Here is a 20,532-nt window from a genome sequence, read left to right as displayed (position 1 = left end):
CGTGGCGGAATCACCGGCCTCGCCATGCTGGCGGTGTTAGCGTGCGCGCTCTTTGCGCACGATGCCGGAGCGGAGATGCTTCTGCCGCCAGCGACTTCGAGCACGACCTGGAGCGTGGCGAGCGATCACAAAACGATCCTGCTCGCGATCGATCACGGCCATCCCGCGCCTTTCATGGTCAAAGGCGTCGATTACTCGCCGCGGCCGATAAACGATTCGTCGAAGGTTGGTCCCTCCAGCGATTATTTCTGGGGCGACCCTTCGCATCTCACCTATGAGTTGATCTGGACGCGTGACGTGTGGGGCTCGACCTACAACGACTCGAACCTGCATCTGCCCGACGGATGGATTCGGCAGCTCGGCGCCAACAGTATCCGCACTTACGCGTGGTGGAAGTGGGCGCCACAAACACCGGCGGATTACTCGAAGTGGCGAGATTTGGATTGGAGCGTCGGGCCGCGAATCCGTTTCGGAGATGACAGCACTCCCGCTGGCTTCGCCGCCTACCCTGCTCACGACGGTGGCGATCAATTCCTCGATCTGTGTTGGAACAACGGCAAGAATCCGATCTATGTCGTGATCGGAATCTCAGTCGATCCATGGACCGGCTTCGCTTCAGCCAATTTTGACTCGAAGCAATGGCACGACGAGCAAATCTTTCTCGCCAAGACCACGAAGTGGCTAGCGAAACGGTACGGATATCATCCTGCGGTTCTTGGGTTTGCGATCGGCAATGAGACCAACCTGCCGTTCGATCGTGGCACCGACAGGTTCATCGAGTACTGGAATTATCTCGACTCGCTCGGCGCGATCGTAAAGCGATATGCGCCCGGCAAACTAACGATGAGCGCGTTCGAGGACTATCCCCACCCCGAGCGGCCGATGCTGCTGCGGCAGCTCGTCAAGTTCAAGAACCTCGCCGCCGCGAAACCAGGCTCGCCGACGATCCCGGTATGCGTCGACATGAACGGCGCGCATCCCGGCACCAACTGCGTTTCGCCGCATCGGCGCCCCGCGTATCCCGCCGACGTTTACTCACTCGATGTCTGGGGATTCAATTCCTATCGCAAGCCCGAAACCGAGGACGCTGCCAATTTCAAGCACTGGGTAGTCGATGGCTACTATACACAAGGCGCGAACCACTACGATGCGGCTCCTAATCCCGAGCCCAAGCCACTGTTGCTAACTGAATGGGGAGCACCGGCGTCAGTTCGCACACGCGAGGGTCAGCCGCCGCATCCGCCGAATCCCGAGTGGGTGAATGTCGACCGCGGAATGCCAGGCGAGTTTCACGGCGCCAGTGGATATCGAACTGCGAAACTCATTCAGCAAATTGGCAACGATATTTATGGACCCGATTCGAAAATCTCAGTTTTGAACGGTGGAGTGTTGGCTGGCGGATATATATTCGAATTGCAGGACGAATGGTGGAAAGAGGATCAGCGCAATCCGGCGAGCTGGGCGACGCACGACACAACAACCCTGACATTCAAGTTTCCATTCGGCGAGGAAGGACACGGCTTCTCATCCTTTTGGGATGAAGAGTGGTTCGGCCTGCTGTCGACTAACGTCAGCCCCGCGCGATTGCAACAATGCGCGATAGCTGCGCCGCCGGCTTCGACCACCTGTGAAGGAAGTGGCGCCGGGGCATCGACCGATCCTGTACTCACTGCGGCGGGCAGCGCGGCATGGCTCAACGGCGGGGCGGATGAGCTCACGCCGCGCGCGGGATATTACGCACTGCAATCGATCTTCAAGGGCAACAGCGGCATCGACGCGCCGGCCGGAGGAAAGGCGCCGGTTGTGTTGACGCAGACCACCTGCGCATCAGGCCCATCGGTCTTCTGCCAGGTCGGCGCGACAAACGCCCCGACGCGCTTCGAAGCTCGCGGGCTGCCAGCCGGGTTGCAGCTCGACCCGCGACAGGGAATCATCTTCGGCAGCTATAACAAGCCGGGGAATTTCTCAGTCCGCGTGACGGCCATCAACGAGAGCGGCAAGTCTGCCGAGACTTCGGTAATGGCTACTCGCGAACCTGCGGTCGCATCAGCCGCTCCGAAGCCTCCTCCGAATGTGACTGCGATTTCGTTCAAGCCCAATCATCATCCGTGAGGATGCGGATAGTCACACCATCCGAGATTGCGTGAGGTGCCGTCGAAGGTGTCGCGCGTCTTGTAGTATTCGTATTTTCCTTCGAGCGCGGCTTCCTGGGTTTTAGCGAGAATCACAGCGACCTGCTCCTTACTCATCGGACGGAAGGTGTGCGCCGCTTCGAGTGCCTGATCCAGAAACGACATCCAGTCAATTCCCGTCACGAGCGTGCTGATCGGCAAGTTCATCGTATAGTGCAACGCCTCGATCGGTGTCACCGTATTGCTCTGCAGAATGAAGTTGTCGCCGAATGCTTTCATCCCGATCACGCCCATATTCTTTTCGAGTGCGACCGGCAGCACTTCCCGCTGGAAACTATCATAGTGAGCGTCCATGACATTGAGCGGCATCTGTACCGTGTCGAACGTCACGCCATATTGATCGGCGAGACGAATCATCTTGAGCAGCATGCTAGGCGTCTTGTGACCGGTGAAGCCGATGAACCTGGTTTTGCCGGCTTTCTTAAGGCGCAGCAGTGCTTCTATCGCGCCGCCCTTGCCAAATACCATGTCGGGATCGGTATCGCGTATCACTTCGTGAATCTGCAGCAGATCGACATAGTCAGTTTGTAATCGTTTCAGGCATTCATCGAACTGCCATTCGACGGTCGCGGCCTTGCGGCCATCGATCTTCGTCATAAGAAAGACTTTCTGCCGATAGCCGTCGCGGAGCGCAATTCCCATGCGGCGCTCGCTCTCGCCGAGATGGTAATCCCAGGAGTTGTCCATGAAGGTAACGCCGTTGTCGATGGCGCTGCGAATAATCCTGATTCCATAATTGGGATCGGGCGGCTCACCGATGTGATATCCGCCGAGGCCGATGATGGAGACTTTCGCCCCGGTGCGGCCGAGCGTTCGATACTGCATTTCCCCGCCGGGCGCGATCGCCGCCCAGACTTTGCTGGCCGCCAAAGTTCCAAGTGCACCAAGTCGCGCCGCAAGCGCAATAAATTTTCTCCTCGTCACTAAATCCGGACGCTCCTCTCCACGAACGCAGCTTGACTCGTAGTTATTAACCCTGAGGCCTGGCTGGGTTCCCTCTCCTCATCCTAGGAGAGGGTAAGGGAGAGGTTCAACGCCCGAAGTTGTAGTGCGATGGCCTCGTCGCGATGGTAAGAAACCTGCATTGCAAGCGTCTGTGGAACTTCGCCCTCACCCGCAGTCCGATTCAGATCGTGAATCGGACTGCGGCCTCGCCCGATTCGCGGCGGCAACCAGAGGTTGCAGCCGCGGGGAGAGGCTATTGGCTTGCGCAACCAACCAGAGAAAAAAAAGGCGAGAGCGAAACGCTCCCGCCTTTTTACGTTCGAGCTTGTGTGTTTGCGATTACGGTGCAGCTTCGGGCGCAGGCGCGACCGGATTGGCACCTTCCATCGCTGGATTCGTCACCTTGATGCGATGGTCGTAGTGCGTCCACAGCCGGGTCGTCAGATCGGGCAGCAGCATGAAGCACAGGAACGTGACCAGGACTACCGGCGTAATCGCGATAATCCAGAGACCCTTGCGCTCCATCGCCAGATGCATGAAGTACATCGCGACCATTACTGCTTTGGCCCAGGCGAGCGCGACCAGCAGGCTGACCTTCATCACCTTCGGCAAACCGAGCGCGTAAATTACCAGTTCGATTCCGGTGAGCACCGAGAGGTAGATGAAGATTGCGATGTAGTTCGGTTCTTCGTGCGCCACCGCGTGTCCGGCAACTGCTTGTGTAGCCATTGTCGTTTCTCCTCTGCGCCGCGCCTAGATCAGGTAGATGAAGGTGAAGATCAGAATCCACACCAGGTCAACGAAGTGCCAGTAGAGGCCGGCGATCTCGACTAATTTCGCCTTTTCCTGCGGCAGCTTGCCCATCAGGCCGCGGATCCAGAGCACGCTGTTGTAAACGACGCCGCCGAAGACGTGGCAGCCGTGAAATCCGGTGAGGATGAAAAACGTCGCGTCGAACAGGTCGCGCTTTATCGACATGCCCTTGATTTCGAGCAAGTGATGCCATTCGAAGGCCTGCATCCCAAGAAAGGTCGCGCCACCGACGATCGTCAGGAACATGAAAGTCTTGAACTTGCCTTGATTGCCGCGCTGGATGCCCGACAACGCCTCGACCATCGTCACGCTCGAGCAAATGAGGATGAACGTCATGATCGCGGTGGTAGTGATGCCAAGGAACTGGGCGGGTTCAGGCCAGTTGATGTTGTTGATGCGCAGCGCACCATACGCCGCGATACCGGCGCCAAAGGTCATCGCGTCGGCCGCCAGGAACGACCACATCCCGAGCTTGCCTGAAGTATCTGGCGTTAACGACGGCTCGTGCTGATCGAGCTGTTCGACGCCGTGTCCGTGTTCGAGAGCTGCGGCCTCGCTCATCGCTACCATCCCCGTAGAGGAACAAAGGTTGAGGGCCTGCGCGCGCGCAGACCGTTAGTCACAATTCTCAGCGCTTGGACGCCTCCGCCTGCGAATCGCGCCGCGAGCGCCGCCATGCGAAAAACATGATGCTGCCGAAGACGGCGAAGGTCACGTATGGGGCGGAGAGCATGAAAAGGACGCTGGTGTTGTAGGCGTGGATCGCGTGATCTCCGGGCGACAGCCCGCACATCGCGCAAGCATTGGCGATTTGCGGCGCCGCGGCAATCGCGGTTCCGACTGCGGCCCCGATATATGCTCCGAGTTTCTTCATCTCCGTTCCTCCGAATCTTCTCATCTACATAAGGTAAACGAGCACGAACAAAAGCGGCCAAATCGCACAAACGAAATACCAATACACGGCGCACAGCTCGACGCCGGCGGCGTTGCGCGCGTTGTAGCGGCCCCCGATGGCGGCCGCGACGACCCCGCACAGCCATACGACGCCGGCCGTGACGTGCGCGCCGTGCAGTCCGATCAGAGTGTAGAAAGTCGCGCCGTAAGTGCCGCTGGTGAGTCGCAGGCCGTGCGCTACGAGCCTGACCCATTCCGATCCCTGTACCGCGAGAAAGGTCACGCCGAGGATGCCGGTGATGACCAGCCACTGACGCAACAGGCGCTGGCGATTTTGATGCACCGCGCGCACCGCCATGAACATCGTGACTGCGCTGGTCAGGAGCACGCCGGTGTTGATCCAGGTGATCTCGATCGGCAGGCGCGGCAATGCGGGCGGCGGCCAGAACGGCGCCGAGAGGCGGAATATCAGGAACGACCCGATAAATCCGCTGAACAGCATGACCTCCGACGCGATAACCATCAGCACCGCGAGCATGCCGTTGCTGATGAACGGCCGCTCGGTCGTTTCCAGATCGCTACCACCGCCGGACGTGCGATTCCGCCGCAAAACTGCGGAACCGATCGGGCGTATTTTTGCTGCCAATTCTGCTGCCATCTCTTAGTGCTTCAGGATGATCGTGACAAAGGCCACCGTGGCCAAGGCGATCATCACGCCGATCAGGATTTTCAGCACCCTCCGATTTTCTTCGCGAGCTTCCTCGCGCGTAACTAACGTCGCCATCGCTTCACTCTCAAAGCCTGTCGAGCACCAGCACGAGCAGAACCGTCGGCAGATACACGATCGAAAACAGCAGCACGCGACGCGAGGCGGTCAGATCGAGCGGCCGCCGCACCATGATGATCCCGAGCGTCAGCATCGCGAGGCCGAGTGCGCCCGCGACTAGCATGTAGGGCACGCCGGCGAATCCCATCAGCGTTGGAATCACTGCGAGCGAGACAAGTCCGAGCGACGCGGCGATCACAACTGGATTGGAGGGATTGCCACCGCGCGCAGTGTTCTCAGGAAGCAGGTGGATATTCGCGCGCGCGTAGTCGGTTCGATAAAGCCGCGCCACCGCGAAGGTATGCGGCAACTGCCAGAGGAACATCAGGCCGAACAACGTCAATGGCTCGATTGCAAAACCGCCTCGGGCCGCGGCCCATCCTGCGACAGGCGGGAGTGCGCCGGGGATTGCGCCGACGATGTTGCACATCCAGGTGATGCGCTTCAGCGGTGTGTAGGCTGCCAGGTAAACGATCGTGACCGCGGCAGTCACCCCAGCACAGAGCAGATTAGTCGTGAAAGCCAGGTATGCGATTCCAATCGCGGTCGCATTCGAGCCGAACAGCAACGCCTCGATGGGCCGCATCCGATTCGACGGCAGCGGGCGATGCCTGGTGCGTTCCATCAGGCCGTCGATGTCGCGCTCGAAGTACTGGTTGAGCGCGAGCGTTCCGCCGGCGGCGAGTGCGGTGCCAATCATCAGGTTCGCGGCGAGCGCGAGGTCGAATCCGCCCTGTGTGCCGAGGTAAAAGCCGGCAAGCGTCGTCACCAGGACCATTAGCACGATGCGCGGCTTGGTTAGCTCGTAGTACTCCGCGATACCGCCGTGCGTGGCGGTGAGTGGCGGCGAGGTGGCGACGACTTTGGTGCTCACGCCGTCACCCCGTGGCTCGTGATCGCTTCCATCGCGCGAGCATGACTGCGCGCGGCGCGATTCGACGGTGCGAGCAGATGGCTCGCGCGAATCGCGATCGTGAGCGTCGTCGCGAGCACGCCCGCGCCGACCAGCACGTGCGCGGTCGTCGGAATTACAGCGCGACCCGTCCAGATCGTCAGCGCGCCAAGCGAGATCTGCATCGCAAGCAGGAGGAGCAGCAACAGCGCTGAATGCCGCAGCGGCGTGTTGTTGGTATGCACCCGCAACACGCGAATCACTGTCCACAGCACCATCGTCGTAACGACGACCGCGCCGCATCGATGCGCAAAGTTAATCCCGATGTACTCGTTGATGTAGGGCGGAATGAGATGACCGAACGACAGGGGGAAATCAGGAATCACCAGACCCGCACCAAGATGCCGCATCAGCGCGCCGATCAGTATCTGCACATAGATGATCGCGGTCGTGACGATAGCGAGAGTCGCGAGCGGAATCCTGGCTGGCGGTTCCTCGCGACGCGGCGCATCTTCCCAATTCGGATTCGTCACCAGCGCGATCGAGACCATCAGGCAGACGAATGCCTGCGCAGTCGCCGCATGGGTGACCGCGATCAGGAGCGGCAACTCGAACAGCACCGTGATACCGCCGAGTACTGCCTGAAAGATGACCAGCCCGAACGCGATATATGCGAGGCGCCGGACCCATCCACGCGGCTCGGCTCGCGAGGCCCAGAGCATGAGTGCGAGCGTCAGAACAACGACCGTCGCCGCCACGAGGCGATGCCCGAACTCGAAGCGGATACCGCCCTGCCATGAGGGAATGAGCTTGCCGAACGCGAGCGGCCAATCAGGCACGGCGAGCGCCGATCCCGTCGAGGTAACCAAGCCGCCGACGAAGATCAGGAAAAAAGTTACGCACGCGCTCAGCACCGCAAAGCGGTGGAGTGCGCACGGGGTACGATCAGCTAATCGAGACTGTTCCATTTCAACCAATCGGTCCGCTCAATCAGCCGCCGCAGAAACCTCCGGCAGAGCGCGCGATTGAGGCAGGTAATCCTCCGCAACTTCGTGCGAGCTGTACTCGTATGGACCGCGATAAACGACCGGCACCGGGCCAGGCCAGTTGCCGTGTCCCGGATGTACGGGAGTGGTCCATTCGAGCGTGTTTGCGTGCCACGGGTTCTCCGTAGCCTTCTCGCCCTTGATGAGACTGTAGATGATATTGGCGAGGAAGATAAACTGCGCCGCGCCCAGCACGAATGCGCTGATGGAGATGAACACGTTGATGTGCTGCAGGGGCTTCAGGAAGTCATACTGGGTCGGATTGTAGATGCGCCGCATATGGCCGCCCATGCCCAGGATATGCATCGGGAAAAACGTGCAGTTGAACGCGACGAAGGTGATCCAGAAGTGAATCTTGCCCAGCGTCTCGTTCATCATACGGCCGAACATTTTCGGAAACCAGTACGTGATCGCACCGAATATCGCGAAGATACTGCCGCCGAACAGCACGTAATGGATGTGCGCGACGATGAAGTAGGTATCGTGGATGTACATGTCAACCGGAGTGCAGGCCATCCATACCCCTGACAGGCCGCCGATCACGAACATCGCGACGAATGACAGCGCGTTCAGCATCGCCGCCGTGTAGTGGATGTTGCCCTTGTAGAGGGTGCCCAGCCAGTTGAAGGTTTTGATCGCCGACGGCACCGCGATCACCATCGTGGTCAGCATGAAGCTCGTGCCGAGCGCCGGATCCATGCCCGACTGGAACATGTGATGGCCCCAGACGACCCACGACAGGAACGCGATCGCGATCATCGCATACGCCATCGCGCGGTAGCCGAAGATCGGCTTGCGCGAGAATACCGAAATAATCTCTGACGCCATCCCCATCCCAGGCAGGATCATGATGTAAACCTCGGGATGGCCGAAGAACCAGAACAGATGCTGCCAGAGGAGCGGCTCGCCACCACCGGCGGGCAGAAAGAAGTGGGTGCCGCCAAGACGATCGAAGAGCAGCAGCGCGAGCGCCGTCGTGAGCACCGGCAGCGCCAGCAGCAGCAGGATCGCCGTGATGAAGAGCGACCAGATCACCAGCGGCATGCGAAAGAAATACATGCCCTTGGTGCGCATGTTGATGATCGTGGTGATGTAATTAATCGAGCCCATCAGCGACGACACGCCCAGTACAATGATGCTGATGCACCAGAGATTCTGGCCCCAATCGACACCTGTATAGACGGGGACCGCTGACAGCGGTGCGTACGATGTCCATCCTGCCGCGGCCGGGCCGCCCGGCACGAAGAACGACGACAGCATGATCACGCCGGCCACCGAGCCCACCCAGAATGACAGCATGTTGAGGACCGGAAACGCCATGTCGCGCGCGCCGATCATCAGCGGGATCAGGAAGTTGCCGAAGCATCCGACCAGGATCGGCATGACCACGAAGAAGATCATGATGGTCGCGTGCATCGTGAACATCGCGTTGTAGGTGTTGGGCGGGATCGCGCCTTCATACATGAAAGGCTCGGGAACCCAGCTGAACCCGGGAACCGCGGTTTCGGGAAAGGCCAGCTCCCACCGCATCAGCATCGCCATCAAGCCGCCGATCGACATCATGAAGAGCGCCATGAACAGGAACTGGCGCCCGATCATCTTGTGATCGGTCGAGAAAATGTAGGTGCGCCAGAAGCCGTGCTCGTGATGCTCCGCGTGCGCGCCGTGAACCGCAACCGCTGCCGTGCTGCTCATCTTCGAATGCCCCTCTCCGCGCGCCTACTGGCCGGAGTACTTGTCCTTGAGATACTTCTGGAAATCTTCTTCGGATTCGACCGTCAAGTTACCGAGCATGCCCGAATGGCCGAAGCCGCAGAGCTCGGCGCACGGGATTTCGTAAGTTCCCTTCTCCGTCGCCTCGAACCATACGTGAATGATTCGGCCCGGAACCGCGTCCTGCTTTAGCCGGAGATTGGGGACGAAGAAGCTGTGGATTACATCCTTCGAGGTGAGGTCGATACGCACGACCTGGTTCACCGGCACGTGCATCTCGTTCTCGACCGTGACGTCGTCCTTGGTGCCGAGCTTGCCGTCGGGACCCGGATACGTGATCTCCCAGTTAAATTGCTTGGCGGTGACGTTGTAGAAGACCTGCCCCGGTGGTCCGTGCTCCTTGATATCCGCCCAGGTCGAGCGGCTGAGGAACGCGAGGCTGACCATGATAACGGCGGTCACCGTCGTCCAGATGATCTCGAGGCGCGAATTGCCTTCGATATACTCGGCCTTGCGTCCGGGCCGCGTCCGGTAGCGAACCAGGAAGATCACCATCGTGATCATGGTCGCGATCCAGACGGTCATGACAATCCAGAAGATCAGCTCGAAGAGCCAATCGATCTGGGGACCGAAAGTGGAGATATCGTGTGGAAACCACAGATGCTCGAGCATTAGACCCTCACCGCCCCGTTGGACCCGCGGCCAATCGCAGCTTGGACTGGATAAGTCGTACTCATGCGCGCTGCGAACCGAAATCCGTCGTTGAAAGCTGGCGTGATTATGAACATCAGCTACGCGACTCGTGAAATGAAAAAATATCGCAACTTGTATGAGCCACGTTTCATCGTTGGGTGCCTATGTCTCCACATTTCGGTAGCATTTTCAAGTAATTTCAGAAACTGGGTCCACAAATGCGGCGGCGTCGCGGTTAATCGGTGTTCAGCCGGCGGCGCTCCGCCATCTTAGAACCTGACATGAGCAATTCAATCAGCTGAGGCTCAGTCTTTCTGGTGTATGTTCGCCTGAATCGCGATTGGCGAGAACGCTTCTTTGGGCTAGAACACGCCTTGGCGTTCGCCGGTCAGAGGAGAGTCGTTGATGTCTGAAACCGTGGCCACACTGGCCGAGATGTTTGAACGCCAGGCGCGCAAGCTCGGTCCGCGGCCTCTCCTCAAGAGCAAGGAGGGCAAGGCCTGGCGGGATCATTCGTGGACGGAAATTTCCGACGCTGCGGCGCGTCTGCGCGGCGGTCTGCTCGCGATGGGTGTAAAGCCGGCCGATCGCATCGCGATCCTCGCCGAGAACTGCCCCGAGTGGGTCATCGTCGATCAAGCGGTGCTCGGCGCCGGCGGAGTGGTCGTGCCGCTCTACACGACGAGCGGCAACGAAGAGACGGCGCACGTGCTCGATGACTCCGGGACGCAAATCGTCGCGGTGCACGGCGACGAGATGTTGAAAAAGGTCCTCGCCCTCGCGCCCAATCTGCCGCAACTCAAGACGATCGTCGCAAGTCATCCGGGCGCATCGCCGGCGGCGCCGTTCAACCGTAGTCCACAGGTAGTCACGATCGAGGCGGCCAGCTCCGGCGCTCCTGCCGCACCGATCGAAGGCAGCCGTGAGGATCTCGCGACATTCATCTACACGTCAGGTACGACCGGCGCCTCCAAAGGCGTGATGCTCACGCATGGCAACGTGCTGAGCAACGCCGAGGATTCGCTCGACGCGCTGGGTCTCAACGGCAACGACACGACGCTGTCGTTCCTGCCCGTCGCGCATTCGTTCGAGCGCACCGCGGGTCATTACACCGTGATGATGGCATCAGGCACGATCGCCTACGCCGAAGGGCTCGGGCAGATCGCATCGAATCTGACGGAGATCAATCCCACCGTCGTGCTCACAGTGCCGCGACTGCTCGAAGTCATCTATAGCCGCGTGATGAAGACGGTCGACTCATCGCCGGCGTTTCGTCAGCGAATGTTCCACGCCGCGATCGCCGTAGGATCGCGCGCCGCGGAATATCGCGCGCGCGGCGCTGCGGTCCCGCCGCATCTGGCGCTGCCGATGGCGCTCTTTCGCAAGCTAGTGTTCGAGCGCGTGCGTGGACTCTTCGGCACGCGGCTGCGCTACCTGATCTCAGGCGGTGCACCCCTGCCGGTCGATATCAATCGCTTCCTCTCTGCCGCCGAAGTTCCGATCGTCGAAGGCTACGGCCTGACTGAGGCGGCGCCGGTCGTATCGGTGAATCTTCACGGGCGCAACAAGATCGGCACTGTCGGACGACCGCTGCGCCGCGTCGAGGCGAAGACCGCCGCCGATGGCGAGCTTCTGCTGCGCGGACCGAACATCATGAAGGGTTATTTCCATCGCGATCAGGACACCGCCGAAACCATCGACAGCGAAGGATGGCTTCACACCGGCGATATCGCGACCATCGACTCGGACGGCTACATCAAGATCACCGATCGCAAAAAAGAAATCATCGTGCTGTCGGGCGGCAAGAACGTCTCGCCGGCATACGTCGAGAACAAGCTGACGCACGACAAGTTCATCGCGCAGGCCTGTGTCTTTGGCGATCGTCAGAAGCATCTCGGCGCACTTGTCGTGCTCGATACCGAGGCGCTCGCCGACTTCATCAAGCAAAACGATCTCGCGGGCAGGTCGCCCGAAGAGGTCGTCGAGTCGCCCGCGCTGCGCAAACTCGTCCAGCAGCGCATCTACGAGGTAAACAAGCAGGTCTCCGACGTCGAGGCAGTCGTGAGATTCAAAATACTGCCACAACCTTTCACCCAGGAGAACGGCGAGCTGACCCCGTCGCTAAAGATCCGCCGCCGAATGGTCGCGCAGCACTACAGAGACGCCGTGGCCGAGCTATTCGAATGATCTGACTCGCACGCCTCCGGTGCGCATCCGCCTCGAATCCGGAGATTTGCCGTAAGCAATTTACGCTTTTCCTGCACCGAGCTTACATCTATTGATACAGAGTGCTTGGCGGAATTATTTTCCTCCTAGTTGTAGTATCTTTTATTTGCCAAGCTTAACCTTTTCGGGCAGACCCTCGAGGTCACCGCGACCGATCCCGCATTCAGCGCCGACGAGCTGATGGCCCATCTTGCTGACCCACGCGCGCACGGAGTCTGCCGCTCTTGAAAAGGCAGACGATCTGGGACGGCAAGTCGCTATCCGAAAAACTTTTTTCCGCCATCCTGCCATCGGGCCCCGAGCGCGCCGGCACGTCGAAGCTGCAGATGCTCGGACTCGGCAAGGGCGGCGTGCTCAAACAAATAATGGCTAAACACAATGTTGAGACGCTGCCGTCGCTGATCTCGCTCGCTCCCGAGCTCGGCGTGCGCATGATCGCGTGCCGAATGGCGATGAGCATCATCGGCATCGCCTAAGAAGAGCTAATCGATCGCCTCGACTACGGCGGCGTCGCGACTTATCTCGGCGATGCGAGCGATTCGCGCATAACGCTTTTCATCTAGCGGGCTTCGTGCTTCGCCCATCGAATCATGCACCGCCGGATCGCAAATCCTCGTGTCAGAGGCGACGCATCGTGAAGTTTCGTCAATCATGAAGGTCATCGACCAGATGCAGGTGAGCGCCAAGGGCATCGAGCGGGCGATCACGCTGTTCGACATCGCAGGCGTCGGGCATCCCTACAATCTTGAGCTCGCAGTCGCCCAAGACCCGATGTTCCATCTGCCAGTCGCGCTGCCGCTGCAATACACCGTCGTTGAAGACAAGCGAGTGAATGCGGCGCCGGTGCCGGGAAGCCTGATCAAGGTGGGAAAGAAGAAAGGCGAAATCAGCGCCGAGCAAATCGTCGCCCCGCTGAGCGATATCAGGATCCAACTCACCGACGCCGAAGGCCGCGACGTCCCGGGTATCGTCTACGGCAAGGTGCTCCCCTATTCACCGCGAACGAGCAGCGGCTTTCCGGTCCGCTTCACCGTCGTCTCGCCGGAGACCGCAGTTTTCCTGCGGCGCCTGATCGCGATGTATCAGTGACGGCGTTCAGCGCCGCTTTCGTCTGGCGGGCGTACCCGTTCAGCAATTGAGGATGGTGTGTGCTTCAGCCGCCGGCCGTGATCTTCTCCTGGTAGACGAGAATTTCTACGCGGCGATTGGTGCGGCGCCCTCGCGCGGTGCTGTTATCGGCGACAGGCTTGTTCTCGCCGTACGAGACCACCTGGAGTTGAGTCGGTTCGACGCCTTCCCTGCCGACGAGGTAGCCGGCAACACTTTCGGCGCGCCGCTGTCCGAGGGCATAGTTATAACTTTCCGCGCCGACGTTGTCGGTATATCCGGCAACGACGAAGACACGTCCCGGCGCTGATGCGCTTTCACCCGAACCCTGGAGATCCTCGATGAATCCAGCAATCTGCCGCTTGGCGTTATCGCTCAAATCCGCGGAGCCAAACTTGAACGTCGGCCCATTGGCAGAGTCGAGCACCAGCTTGCGCTCGAGATGCAGGTTCTGCAGTCCGACCAGCGCGCGATCCGCCTTGGCGTCGGTATTGTCGATCCGTCCGTTTATCGGCTGCAGCTGAGCGTCGACCCAATTTCGAGTCGCGAGGCATCCACTCAAACTTACAAGCAGAGCACCGGCTCCCATCGTTCCGATCACGACACGGCAGGCTCGTCGCATTGGGGAGGTTTGGATCTGTCCAAGTTGGCTGTTTGCAGCGTCCCGGGTGTCGTGGCTTTTCCGCATCGTTTTGACCTTATGTATTGGTTTCAATTCGGACTGAAATCGGCTCGTGAGATAGAGCAAGCGATGTGCCTGAAGTTCGGAAGCAGATTCTGTGCTTGTCGCAATCTTGCAACCATGAAAGTGGAAGATTTTACCGGGATCCGGAACCCATTATCGAAATCCCATCGGAGGTAACTGAACTTAACAACATCATGCTCGAGCTAATACATTCCTAGCCCTCGTAACTAACCGGCTCTTGCACTCATCTGAAACAAGTCTCGATCATCGTTTCCCCGCCGTTCGCGGATAGATGTGCGGATAGATGTGTAAGGTCGAGGCTCGACGAAACCATTAACCGAAAATTTCGGATCGCAAATTGGAGAAAAAACCATGGCAGACGAATCCAAGTGCCCGCATCTGGCCGGCATGCATGCGCACACAAATCGCGACTGGTGGCCCAACCAGATCGACCTCCGCGTTCTTCATCAGCACTCCAACCTGTCCAACCCGATGGGCGAGCAGTTTGACTACGCCAAGGAATTCAACAGCCTCGACCTGAACGCCATCATCAAGGATCTTCACGCTCTGATGACCGACTCGCAGGATTGGTGGCCTGCCGATTTCGGCCACTACGGCGGGTTCTTCATTCGGATGGCGTGGCATGGCGCCGGCACCTATCGCATCGGCGACGGCCGCGGCGGCGCAGGACAGGGTCAGCAGCGCTTTGCTCCGCTCAACAGCTGGCCCGACAATGTGCTTCTCGACAAGGCGCGCCGACTGTTGTGGCCGATCAAACAGAAGTACGGTCGCAAGATCTCGTGGGCGGATCTTTTCATTCTCACCGGCAACGTCGCGCTCGAATCGATGGGCTTCAAGACCTTCGGTTATGGCGGCGGACGCGTCGATACCTGGGAACCCGATCAGGACATCTACTGGGGTCCCGAGGGCAAGTGGCTGGCCGACGAGCGCTATTCCGGCGACCGCGATCTTGAAAATCCCCTCGGCGCCGTTCAGATGGGCCTCATCTACGTGAATCCGGAAGGACCGAACGGCAACCCCGACCCGGTCGCGGCGGCGCGCGACATTCGCGAGACGTTTCGCCGCATGGCGATGAATGACGAAGAGACGGTCGCGCTGATCGCCGGCGGCCATACCTTTGGCAAAACGCACGGCGCGGGCGATGCGGCCCTCGTCGGCCCCGACCCGGAAGCGGCCCCGATCGAGGAGCAGGGCCTCGGATGGAAGAGCAAGTTCGGCTCGGGCAAGGGAGCAGACACGATTGGCAGCGGCCTCGAGGTCATCTGGTCCGGAACGCCAACCAAGTGGAGCAACAACTTCTTTACAAACCTGTTCGAATACGAATGGGAGCTGACGAAGAGCCCGGCAGGGGCGCATCAATGGACGCCCAAGAATGGCGCCGGCGCCGGAACGGTGCCTGACCCGCAGGATCCGTCGAAGCGGCGCTCGCCTTCGATGCTGACCACGGACCTTTCGCTGCGATTCGATCCCGCGTACGAAAAAATCTCGCGCCGCTTCTTGGAGCATCCGGATCAGTTCGCGGATGCGTTCGCGCGCGCATGGTTCAAGCTGACCCATCGCGACATGGGTCCGATCGCGCGCTACCTCGGCCCCCTCGTGCCGAAGGAGCATCTGCCGTGGCAGGATCCAATCCCCGCGATCGATCATCCGCTGGTCGCCGAGCAGGACATTGCCGCTCTGAAGACCAAGATCCTCGCTTCAGGCTTGTCGATCTCCGAGCTCGTCTCGACGGCGTGGGCGTCGGCATCGACGTTCCGCGGCTCCGATAAGCGCGGCGGCGCGAACGGCGCGCGGATCCGCCTCGCCCCACAGAGGTTCTGGGAAGTCAATCAGCCAGCCCAGCTGGAGAAGGTTCTGCAGAAGCTTGAAGCGATCCAGAAGGAGTTTAACGCTTCGCAATCCGGCGGAAAAAAAGTCTCGCTCGCCGATCTGATCGTTCTCGGCGGTGGTGCCGCGATCGAGAAGGCGGCCAAGGCCGCCGGGCACGACACCAAAGTGCCGTTCACGCCCGGGCGCATGGACGCGTCGCAGGAGCAGACCGACATCGAATCCTTCGAGCCACTCGAGCCGAAGGCCGACGGGTTCCGCAATTATCTGCGTGATAAGCAGCGCCTCTCGCCCGAGGAGTTGCTAGTGGATCGCGCGCAATTGCTGACGCTGACCGCGCCCGAGATGACCGTCCTCGTCGGCGGACTGCGCGTCCTCGGCGCGAACCTCGGCAAGTCCGTGCACGGCGTTTTCACCAACAAGCCCGAGACGCTGACCAACGATTTCTTCGTCAACCTGCTCGACATGGGTACGCAGTGGCAACCGTCGGCTCGCGATGAGGGTGCTTATGAGGGATGCGACCGGAAGAGCAACGAGCTCAAGTGGACCGCCACCCGCGTCGATCTGATTTTCGGCTCACATTCGCAGCTTCGCGCGCTCGCAGAAGTCTATGCATGCGCGGACTCGAAAGAGAAATTCGTGAACGACTTCGCTGCGGCATGGACGAAAGTGATGAACGCGGATCGCTTCGACCTCGCCTAATCTCACTGAAACTTTCAGGGGCAAGGATCGCATCGACGATCCTGCCCCTGAATCGAATTCCCGTAGCTTAGCCCGCCTGGTGAGTTTATTGGCGTTGCCAGGATTGGCCGCCGTCTATCGTGGCGTAGGATGTCCCGGTCACGGTCCTTATCACGGCATCCTTGGAATCTGCCGCTCGCACGTGCTCAAGGTCTTCGCTGGTTGGCGATGTCACGCTCTCCCAATAGTGGCCGCCGTCGCGCGTTCGCAGGATCGTTCCATGGCGCCCGACGATCCACGCGACCTTGGCCGAAATTGCGGCGCCTCGCGTGAGATCAACCGTCACGTTGCTCTGCTGAGTGATCACCTTGCCGCTGGCAGTGTGCTTGACGATGCTGCCGTGGGGACCAATGACCCAGCTTGCGTTGTTGTCGGGAGATTGAATCGTGTAGGTGGCGCCGGCGGAGTTTGCGGTTCCCGATACGTCGGCCTGCGCGAGCAGCTCGGCGGATTGTGCGCGCGCCATGCGGGACTTTGCAGTCTCAGAGTGTTGCTCTTGCGGCAGCGCGAAGGCAGCGGCAGACCTGGCCATTGGAGCCGCGGTGGATCCGAAATTATTGGCGCCGCCAGACGGAGGCGCTGGAGGCGGTGCTGGAGCTTCTGGCGCGGGCGGCGCAGCGGGAGCGGCACCGCCTGCAGCGAGGTTCGACGGCGCTTCAGCCTGGGCTGGTGGCTGCATCGGCGCCGCTGCGGGCGCACTCATCGCGAGTTGAGTCCGCTGATTCTGAATGCTGGCCGTCGGGTTGCGGATTACATAGACAACGACCAACGCCGCGACCGCGGCCAGCGCGGGCGCTCCAAACCTGAACAGGCGCACCCAGTTGAAGCCGCGATCCTCCCGCGCTGCGATGACGAGGCCGTCGTCGCTGCGCGCCATCGCCGCGAGCATCATCTGGCATCGCGCGCATTCGGCAAAATGCGCCTCCAGATGGTCGCGCTCGCGCGCGTCGATCGTGCGATCGTAAAACGCCGCGAGGGTCGATGGCTCAGGGCATCGCATCGTCGCTTCGAGTTCGGCCAGGCTCAACCTGGACCTCAGGATCGCATCGAAGGCCTCAGAAGTTCTATCAGGTTCGTGCACGTGCGCCCTCTTTCATGGAACGAACAGCGTCGCGTCTCTTGCTCGCTCCATATCATTTAGCCTCCGGGAGCAGCCGCGCGAGGTCGAGCGGCAGGTCGCCCATCGCATAATCATAACACAGGGCGATTTGCTCATGGCTGAGACCGCCCAACTCGCCTAGCGAGCGCTCGACCGCGCGTTTCAGGTCGTCGCGGATGCGCGTGAGTTTACGCGAAACGCTCGATTCATGCTCGCCGGTGAGCCGTCCGATCTCCTTGAGCGACAGGTTGTGGCGATAGTAGTAGGCCAGCCGCATCCGATCGCGCGGATCAATCGCCGCGATGGCCGCGTCGAGCGCCTCGCCAAGCATCTTCACGTACCGCGCGCGATCGGGATCATGGGGATCGCCAGCGGGCGCGGATTGCTCAGGCGCCGCGTCGAGCGGATCGTTACGTGCCGATTCGCGCAGCATGTCGACGTAGCGCTGCGCCAGTACCGCGCGCATCCAGGTCAGGATCGAGCTGCGCCCGTGAAAGTAGTCGAGCAGCGAGCGGCGCCGGCCCTCGCGCACATCGAGGCCGTAGAGCTCAGCCCAGGCCGAATCTGCAAGCTCGCGCCCGCGCGAATCGTCGCCGGCGATCGCCCGTGCGGCGGCGTACAGGCGCGGACGATGGTTTTCGATCAGATATGCCCACGCGGCATCGTTACCCGCGCGGCAGGCGATCGCGAGCATCAACTCATCGGCGCGCAGCGAATCGATAAACGATGAAACGGCGTCGGGCGCGACCGCCGCAGAGCGGATGCCGCGCTCGACGGCGCCGGCGATCGCATCCTGATCGACGTTCCATCGCGATGCGCCGCCGCGCCGGGCGAGCCTCGCTAGTGCGCGAGCGTGCGCGATGCGAAACGCTTTTGCTTCGTCGCTCACGGACGCGCGAACTGAACTAGACGCGTGTGATCGCCCACGTCGAGCTGGCCATGACAGCGGCCTGCTCTCCCGGTGGATGGACGACGGCCTCGAGGAAAGCGAGCTGGCGCGCGCGCCGCAGCACTCGCGCCGAGCCTTCGAGGGGTCCGGCGCGGAGCACGCGCAGGAAGGTAATCTTCATCTCGGCGGTGACGGCGTACTCCTCCGCCTCGAGGATCGAGCCGATCGCGGTCGAGAGCAGTTCGTCGATAAAGATCGCGAGATGACCGCCGTGAATCGTGCCGAAGGGATTCAGCGCGCTCGGCGCCTGCTGCGGCCATTCCCATCGCGAGGCGCCGGCCTCGAAGCTGAGCGGGCGCATCCCCAGCGTCAGGTTCGGCGACTGATAATCTGCAATCCGTCCTTCGCGGATGATGCGGTTCAGTTCGGTCAGGGGCGAGAGCTTACCCGAATCCGCCACGGTCAATACTCCTCGACTGCGGCGGCGCTGATACGCCGCCGCGTAAGCGATGAGAATAGACCGTCAGGCGCGCAGAATCATCCCCGCGGCCATCGAGGCCGAAATTTTCAGTCGAGCTATCCCACCCGCGTCGCTACGAGGGCGGAGGAAGTCGAGGTCTATCCTGCTGTTCCGGAGAGGTAGCTCGCAAGCATCAGCGCTCCGACGGTGATAGCGGAGCCAAGGACCACGAACACAGCCATCTTCGCCATGCTGCCCATATCTGTTCTCCTTGAAGGCCAAGGCCTTCGGGGCATTCAGGCATTATTCAGGCTTATCTGCGGAATCAGTTACGCCAATACTGAGAAGAGGTCAAGAGCGCCCGCAAGCTGATCTTTGCCGATCCGTTTTCAGCGCGGAAACCGAGGCGCCCATGCCTCCAACGGTACTCGCAGTGAATTGGCGAGATAACTTATCGAATGATACTGGCCCGCCAACGCGAGCATCTCGAGCAGTTGTTCTTCGCTCCAGCATTCAGCGAGTTGCGTCCACAAATCGTCGCCGATTGTTGCGGTTTCGTGGAGTTCATCTACCATTCTTATCAACAGGCGATCCGATTCCGACCAGCATTCCGCGTCAGGGCCGCCAAGGACTATGGCCTTCAACTGTGCGTCGTCGAAGCCTGCCGCGCGGCCGAAGACGCGGGCGTGTACGCCCCATTCATATTCGCAGCGGCATCGCGCGCATACGCGATCGATCACGATCTCGCGCTCGCGAATCGCAAGAGAGGACTCGGTGCCGAGAAAATAGTGGCCGAGCGGGTACATCGCGCCTGCGAGCGGCAGATGGCGCGTCAGCGTGCGGAAGAGCGCGATCGGATCCTTGCCCGGCGGCTGCCAGCGCGCGAGTTCGGCGGCCACAGCGGGAGCAAAAGGCGCTTCGAGCGGTGCGATCCTGGGTCGAGTGCGATTTTCTTGAGACATGGCTGAATCTCCATACTACGATTTCAGTAGTACATTGCTATCACTACGAAATTCGTAGTACAAGATGCGTCATGATTCCGAAGCCGGGACATCCAGTGCGCGGCTCGCGAACGGGTCGGCCGATCATGGCGCTGCTCGACCTGCTGGGACGGCGCTGGGCGCTCAGGATTCTGTGGGAATTGCGCCGTGGGCCGCTGACCTTTGCCGAGCTGAAGGAGCGATGCGACGCGATGTCGCCGAGCGTGCTCAATCAGCGCATCAACGAGCTGCGCGAGACGCGCATCGTGGAGCACGAACGCGGCGGCTATCGGCTAACTCCGGAAGGCAAGCGCCTGCTCGCCGCGCTCGCGCCACTGGACGAATGGGCGAAGCGCTGGTCGCGGCGGTGAACAGAATCGAGGCGCGCATCGCAGTGCGCGCGTCTTAACGGCGGGCAGGGACGCCCGCCCCACTGGATGTTTTTTTTCTGAAATAGAGGCAGCAATCGAAGTACGAAAGTCT

21 protein-coding genes are annotated in these 20,532 nt (G+C 60.5%); 6 read left to right on the top strand and 15 right to left on the bottom strand.

Annotation, left to right across the window (positions count from 1 at the left end; genetic code table 11):
* Nucleotides 1-75: 75 nt before the first annotated feature.
* On the top strand, nt 76-2,112 hold the full coding sequence (locus VMA09_06905; GenBank protein HUA33316.1) for an Ig domain-containing protein: 2,037 nt from the start codon (nt 76-78) through the stop codon (nt 2,110-2,112).
* Here the strand turns inward: VMA09_06905 and VMA09_06900 are convergent.
* The 10 genes from VMA09_06900 to coxB form a co-directional block, all read right to left on the bottom strand.
* Nucleotides 2,103-3,062 (bottom strand): aldo/keto reductase, encoded by a 960-nt coding sequence (locus tag VMA09_06900; protein HUA33315.1) that lies wholly within the window; start codon nt 3,060-3,062, stop codon nt 2,103-2,105. The genes VMA09_06905 and VMA09_06900 overlap by 10 nt on opposite strands.
* A 414-nt stretch (nt 3,063-3,476) precedes the next feature.
* A complete protein-coding gene (locus VMA09_06895; protein ID HUA33314.1) occupies nt 3,477-3,866 on the bottom strand; it encodes a cytochrome C oxidase subunit IV family protein in 390 nt (129 codons plus the stop codon).
* Nucleotides 3,867-3,890: 24 nt separating this feature from the next.
* The gene (locus VMA09_06890; GenBank protein ID HUA33313.1) at nt 3,891-4,511 is read right to left on the bottom strand and encodes a heme-copper oxidase subunit III; all 621 of its coding nucleotides are present in this window, start codon (nt 4,509-4,511) and stop codon (nt 3,891-3,893) included.
* A gap of 67 nt (nt 4,512-4,578) precedes the next feature.
* Nucleotides 4,579-4,824, bottom strand: a complete 246-nt coding sequence (locus VMA09_06885) for a hypothetical protein (protein HUA33312.1) — start codon at nt 4,822-4,824, stop codon at nt 4,579-4,581.
* 24 nt (nt 4,825-4,848) lie between these two features.
* Nucleotides 4,849-5,502, bottom strand: a complete 654-nt coding sequence (locus tag VMA09_06880) for a cytochrome c oxidase subunit 3 (protein HUA33311.1) — start codon at nt 5,500-5,502, stop codon at nt 4,849-4,851.
* Between the two features lie 3 nt (nt 5,503-5,505).
* Nucleotides 5,506-5,628 (bottom strand): hypothetical protein, encoded by a 123-nt coding sequence (locus VMA09_06875; protein HUA33310.1) that lies wholly within the window; start codon nt 5,626-5,628, stop codon nt 5,506-5,508.
* A 10-nt stretch (nt 5,629-5,638) separates the two neighbouring features.
* Nucleotides 5,639-6,544: a heme o synthase gene (gene cyoE, locus VMA09_06870; GenBank protein HUA33309.1), complete on the bottom strand. Its 906-nt coding sequence runs from the start codon at nt 6,542-6,544 to the stop codon at nt 5,639-5,641.
* The gene (locus VMA09_06865) at nt 6,541-7,530 is read right to left on the bottom strand and encodes a COX15/CtaA family protein (GenBank protein ID HUA33308.1); all 990 of its coding nucleotides are present in this window, start codon (nt 7,528-7,530) and stop codon (nt 6,541-6,543) included. The genes cyoE and VMA09_06865 overlap by 4 nt, the downstream gene beginning before the upstream one ends.
* An 18-nt stretch (nt 7,531-7,548) precedes the next feature.
* The gene (locus VMA09_06860; protein HUA33307.1) at nt 7,549-9,303 is read right to left on the bottom strand and encodes a cbb3-type cytochrome c oxidase subunit I; all 1,755 of its coding nucleotides are present in this window, start codon (nt 9,301-9,303) and stop codon (nt 7,549-7,551) included.
* 24 nt (nt 9,304-9,327) lie between these two features.
* Entirely contained in the window at nt 9,328-9,993 is a 666-nt protein-coding gene (gene coxB / locus VMA09_06855; protein ID HUA33306.1) for a cytochrome c oxidase subunit II, read from the bottom strand.
* A 426-nt stretch (nt 9,994-10,419) separates the two neighbouring features.
* Here coxB and VMA09_06850 point away from each other — a divergent pair, with 426 nt between their 5' ends.
* From VMA09_06850 to VMA09_06840, 3 genes are all read left to right on the top strand, one after another.
* Nucleotides 10,420-12,201 carry a long-chain fatty acid--CoA ligase gene (locus VMA09_06850; protein ID HUA33305.1) on the top strand — a complete coding sequence of 594 codons (1,782 nt, stop codon included), beginning with the start codon at nt 10,420-10,422 and terminating at the stop codon, nt 12,199-12,201.
* A gap of 263 nt (nt 12,202-12,464) precedes the next feature.
* A complete protein-coding gene (locus VMA09_06845; protein ID HUA33304.1) occupies nt 12,465-12,716 on the top strand; it encodes a DsrE/DsrF/DrsH-like family protein in 252 nt (83 codons plus the stop codon).
* A 175-nt stretch (nt 12,717-12,891) separates the two neighbouring features.
* Nucleotides 12,892-13,329 (top strand): hypothetical protein, encoded by a 438-nt coding sequence (locus tag VMA09_06840; GenBank protein ID HUA33303.1) that lies wholly within the window; start codon nt 12,892-12,894, stop codon nt 13,327-13,329.
* Between the two features lie 64 nt (nt 13,330-13,393).
* Here the strand turns inward: VMA09_06840 and VMA09_06835 are convergent, their stop codons facing one another.
* Nucleotides 13,394-13,936, bottom strand: a complete 543-nt coding sequence (locus tag VMA09_06835) for an OmpA family protein (protein HUA33302.1) — start codon at nt 13,934-13,936, stop codon at nt 13,394-13,396.
* Nucleotides 13,937-14,404: 468 nt separating this feature from the next.
* On the opposite strand from VMA09_06835, the gene katG reads away from it, so the two are divergent.
* Nucleotides 14,405-16,582 (top strand): catalase/peroxidase HPI, encoded by a 2,178-nt coding sequence (gene katG, locus VMA09_06830; GenBank protein ID HUA33301.1) that lies wholly within the window; start codon nt 14,405-14,407, stop codon nt 16,580-16,582.
* Nucleotides 16,583-16,667: 85 nt separating this feature from the next.
* On the opposite strand, the gene VMA09_06825 is transcribed toward katG, so the two are convergent.
* The 4 genes from VMA09_06825 to VMA09_06810 all read right to left on the bottom strand — a co-directional run bounded on the left by VMA09_06825 (nt 16,668) and on the right by VMA09_06810 (nt 20,031).
* Nucleotides 16,668-17,648: a YCF48-related protein gene (locus tag VMA09_06825; protein HUA33300.1), complete on the bottom strand. Its 981-nt coding sequence runs from the start codon at nt 17,646-17,648 to the stop codon at nt 16,668-16,670.
* 106 nt (nt 17,649-17,754) lie between these two features.
* Nucleotides 17,755-18,609, bottom strand: a complete 855-nt coding sequence (locus VMA09_06820) for a sigma-70 family RNA polymerase sigma factor (GenBank protein ID HUA33299.1) — start codon at nt 18,607-18,609, stop codon at nt 17,755-17,757.
* 16 nt (nt 18,610-18,625) lie between these two features.
* Nucleotides 18,626-19,069 carry a PaaI family thioesterase gene (locus VMA09_06815; GenBank protein ID HUA33298.1) on the bottom strand — a complete coding sequence of 148 codons (444 nt, stop codon included), beginning with the start codon at nt 19,067-19,069 and terminating at the stop codon, nt 18,626-18,628.
* A gap of 389 nt (nt 19,070-19,458) precedes the next feature.
* Entirely contained in the window at nt 19,459-20,031 is a 573-nt protein-coding gene (locus VMA09_06810) for a hypothetical protein (GenBank protein HUA33297.1), read from the bottom strand.
* A 71-nt stretch (nt 20,032-20,102) separates the two neighbouring features.
* On the opposite strand from VMA09_06810, the gene VMA09_06805 reads away from it, so the two are divergent.
* Nucleotides 20,103-20,420 (top strand): helix-turn-helix domain-containing protein, encoded by a 318-nt coding sequence (locus VMA09_06805; protein ID HUA33296.1) that lies wholly within the window; start codon nt 20,103-20,105, stop codon nt 20,418-20,420.
* Nucleotides 20,421-20,532 lie beyond the last annotated feature (112 nt).

This window comes from Candidatus Binataceae bacterium, from assembly GCA_035508495.1.
In the GTDB taxonomy this organism is placed as follows: domain Bacteria; phylum Desulfobacterota; class Binatia; order Binatales; family Binataceae; genus JASHPB01.
The sequence above is the reverse complement of the archived record's forward strand: the minus strand, read 5'-3'. Positions and strand labels throughout refer to the sequence as shown.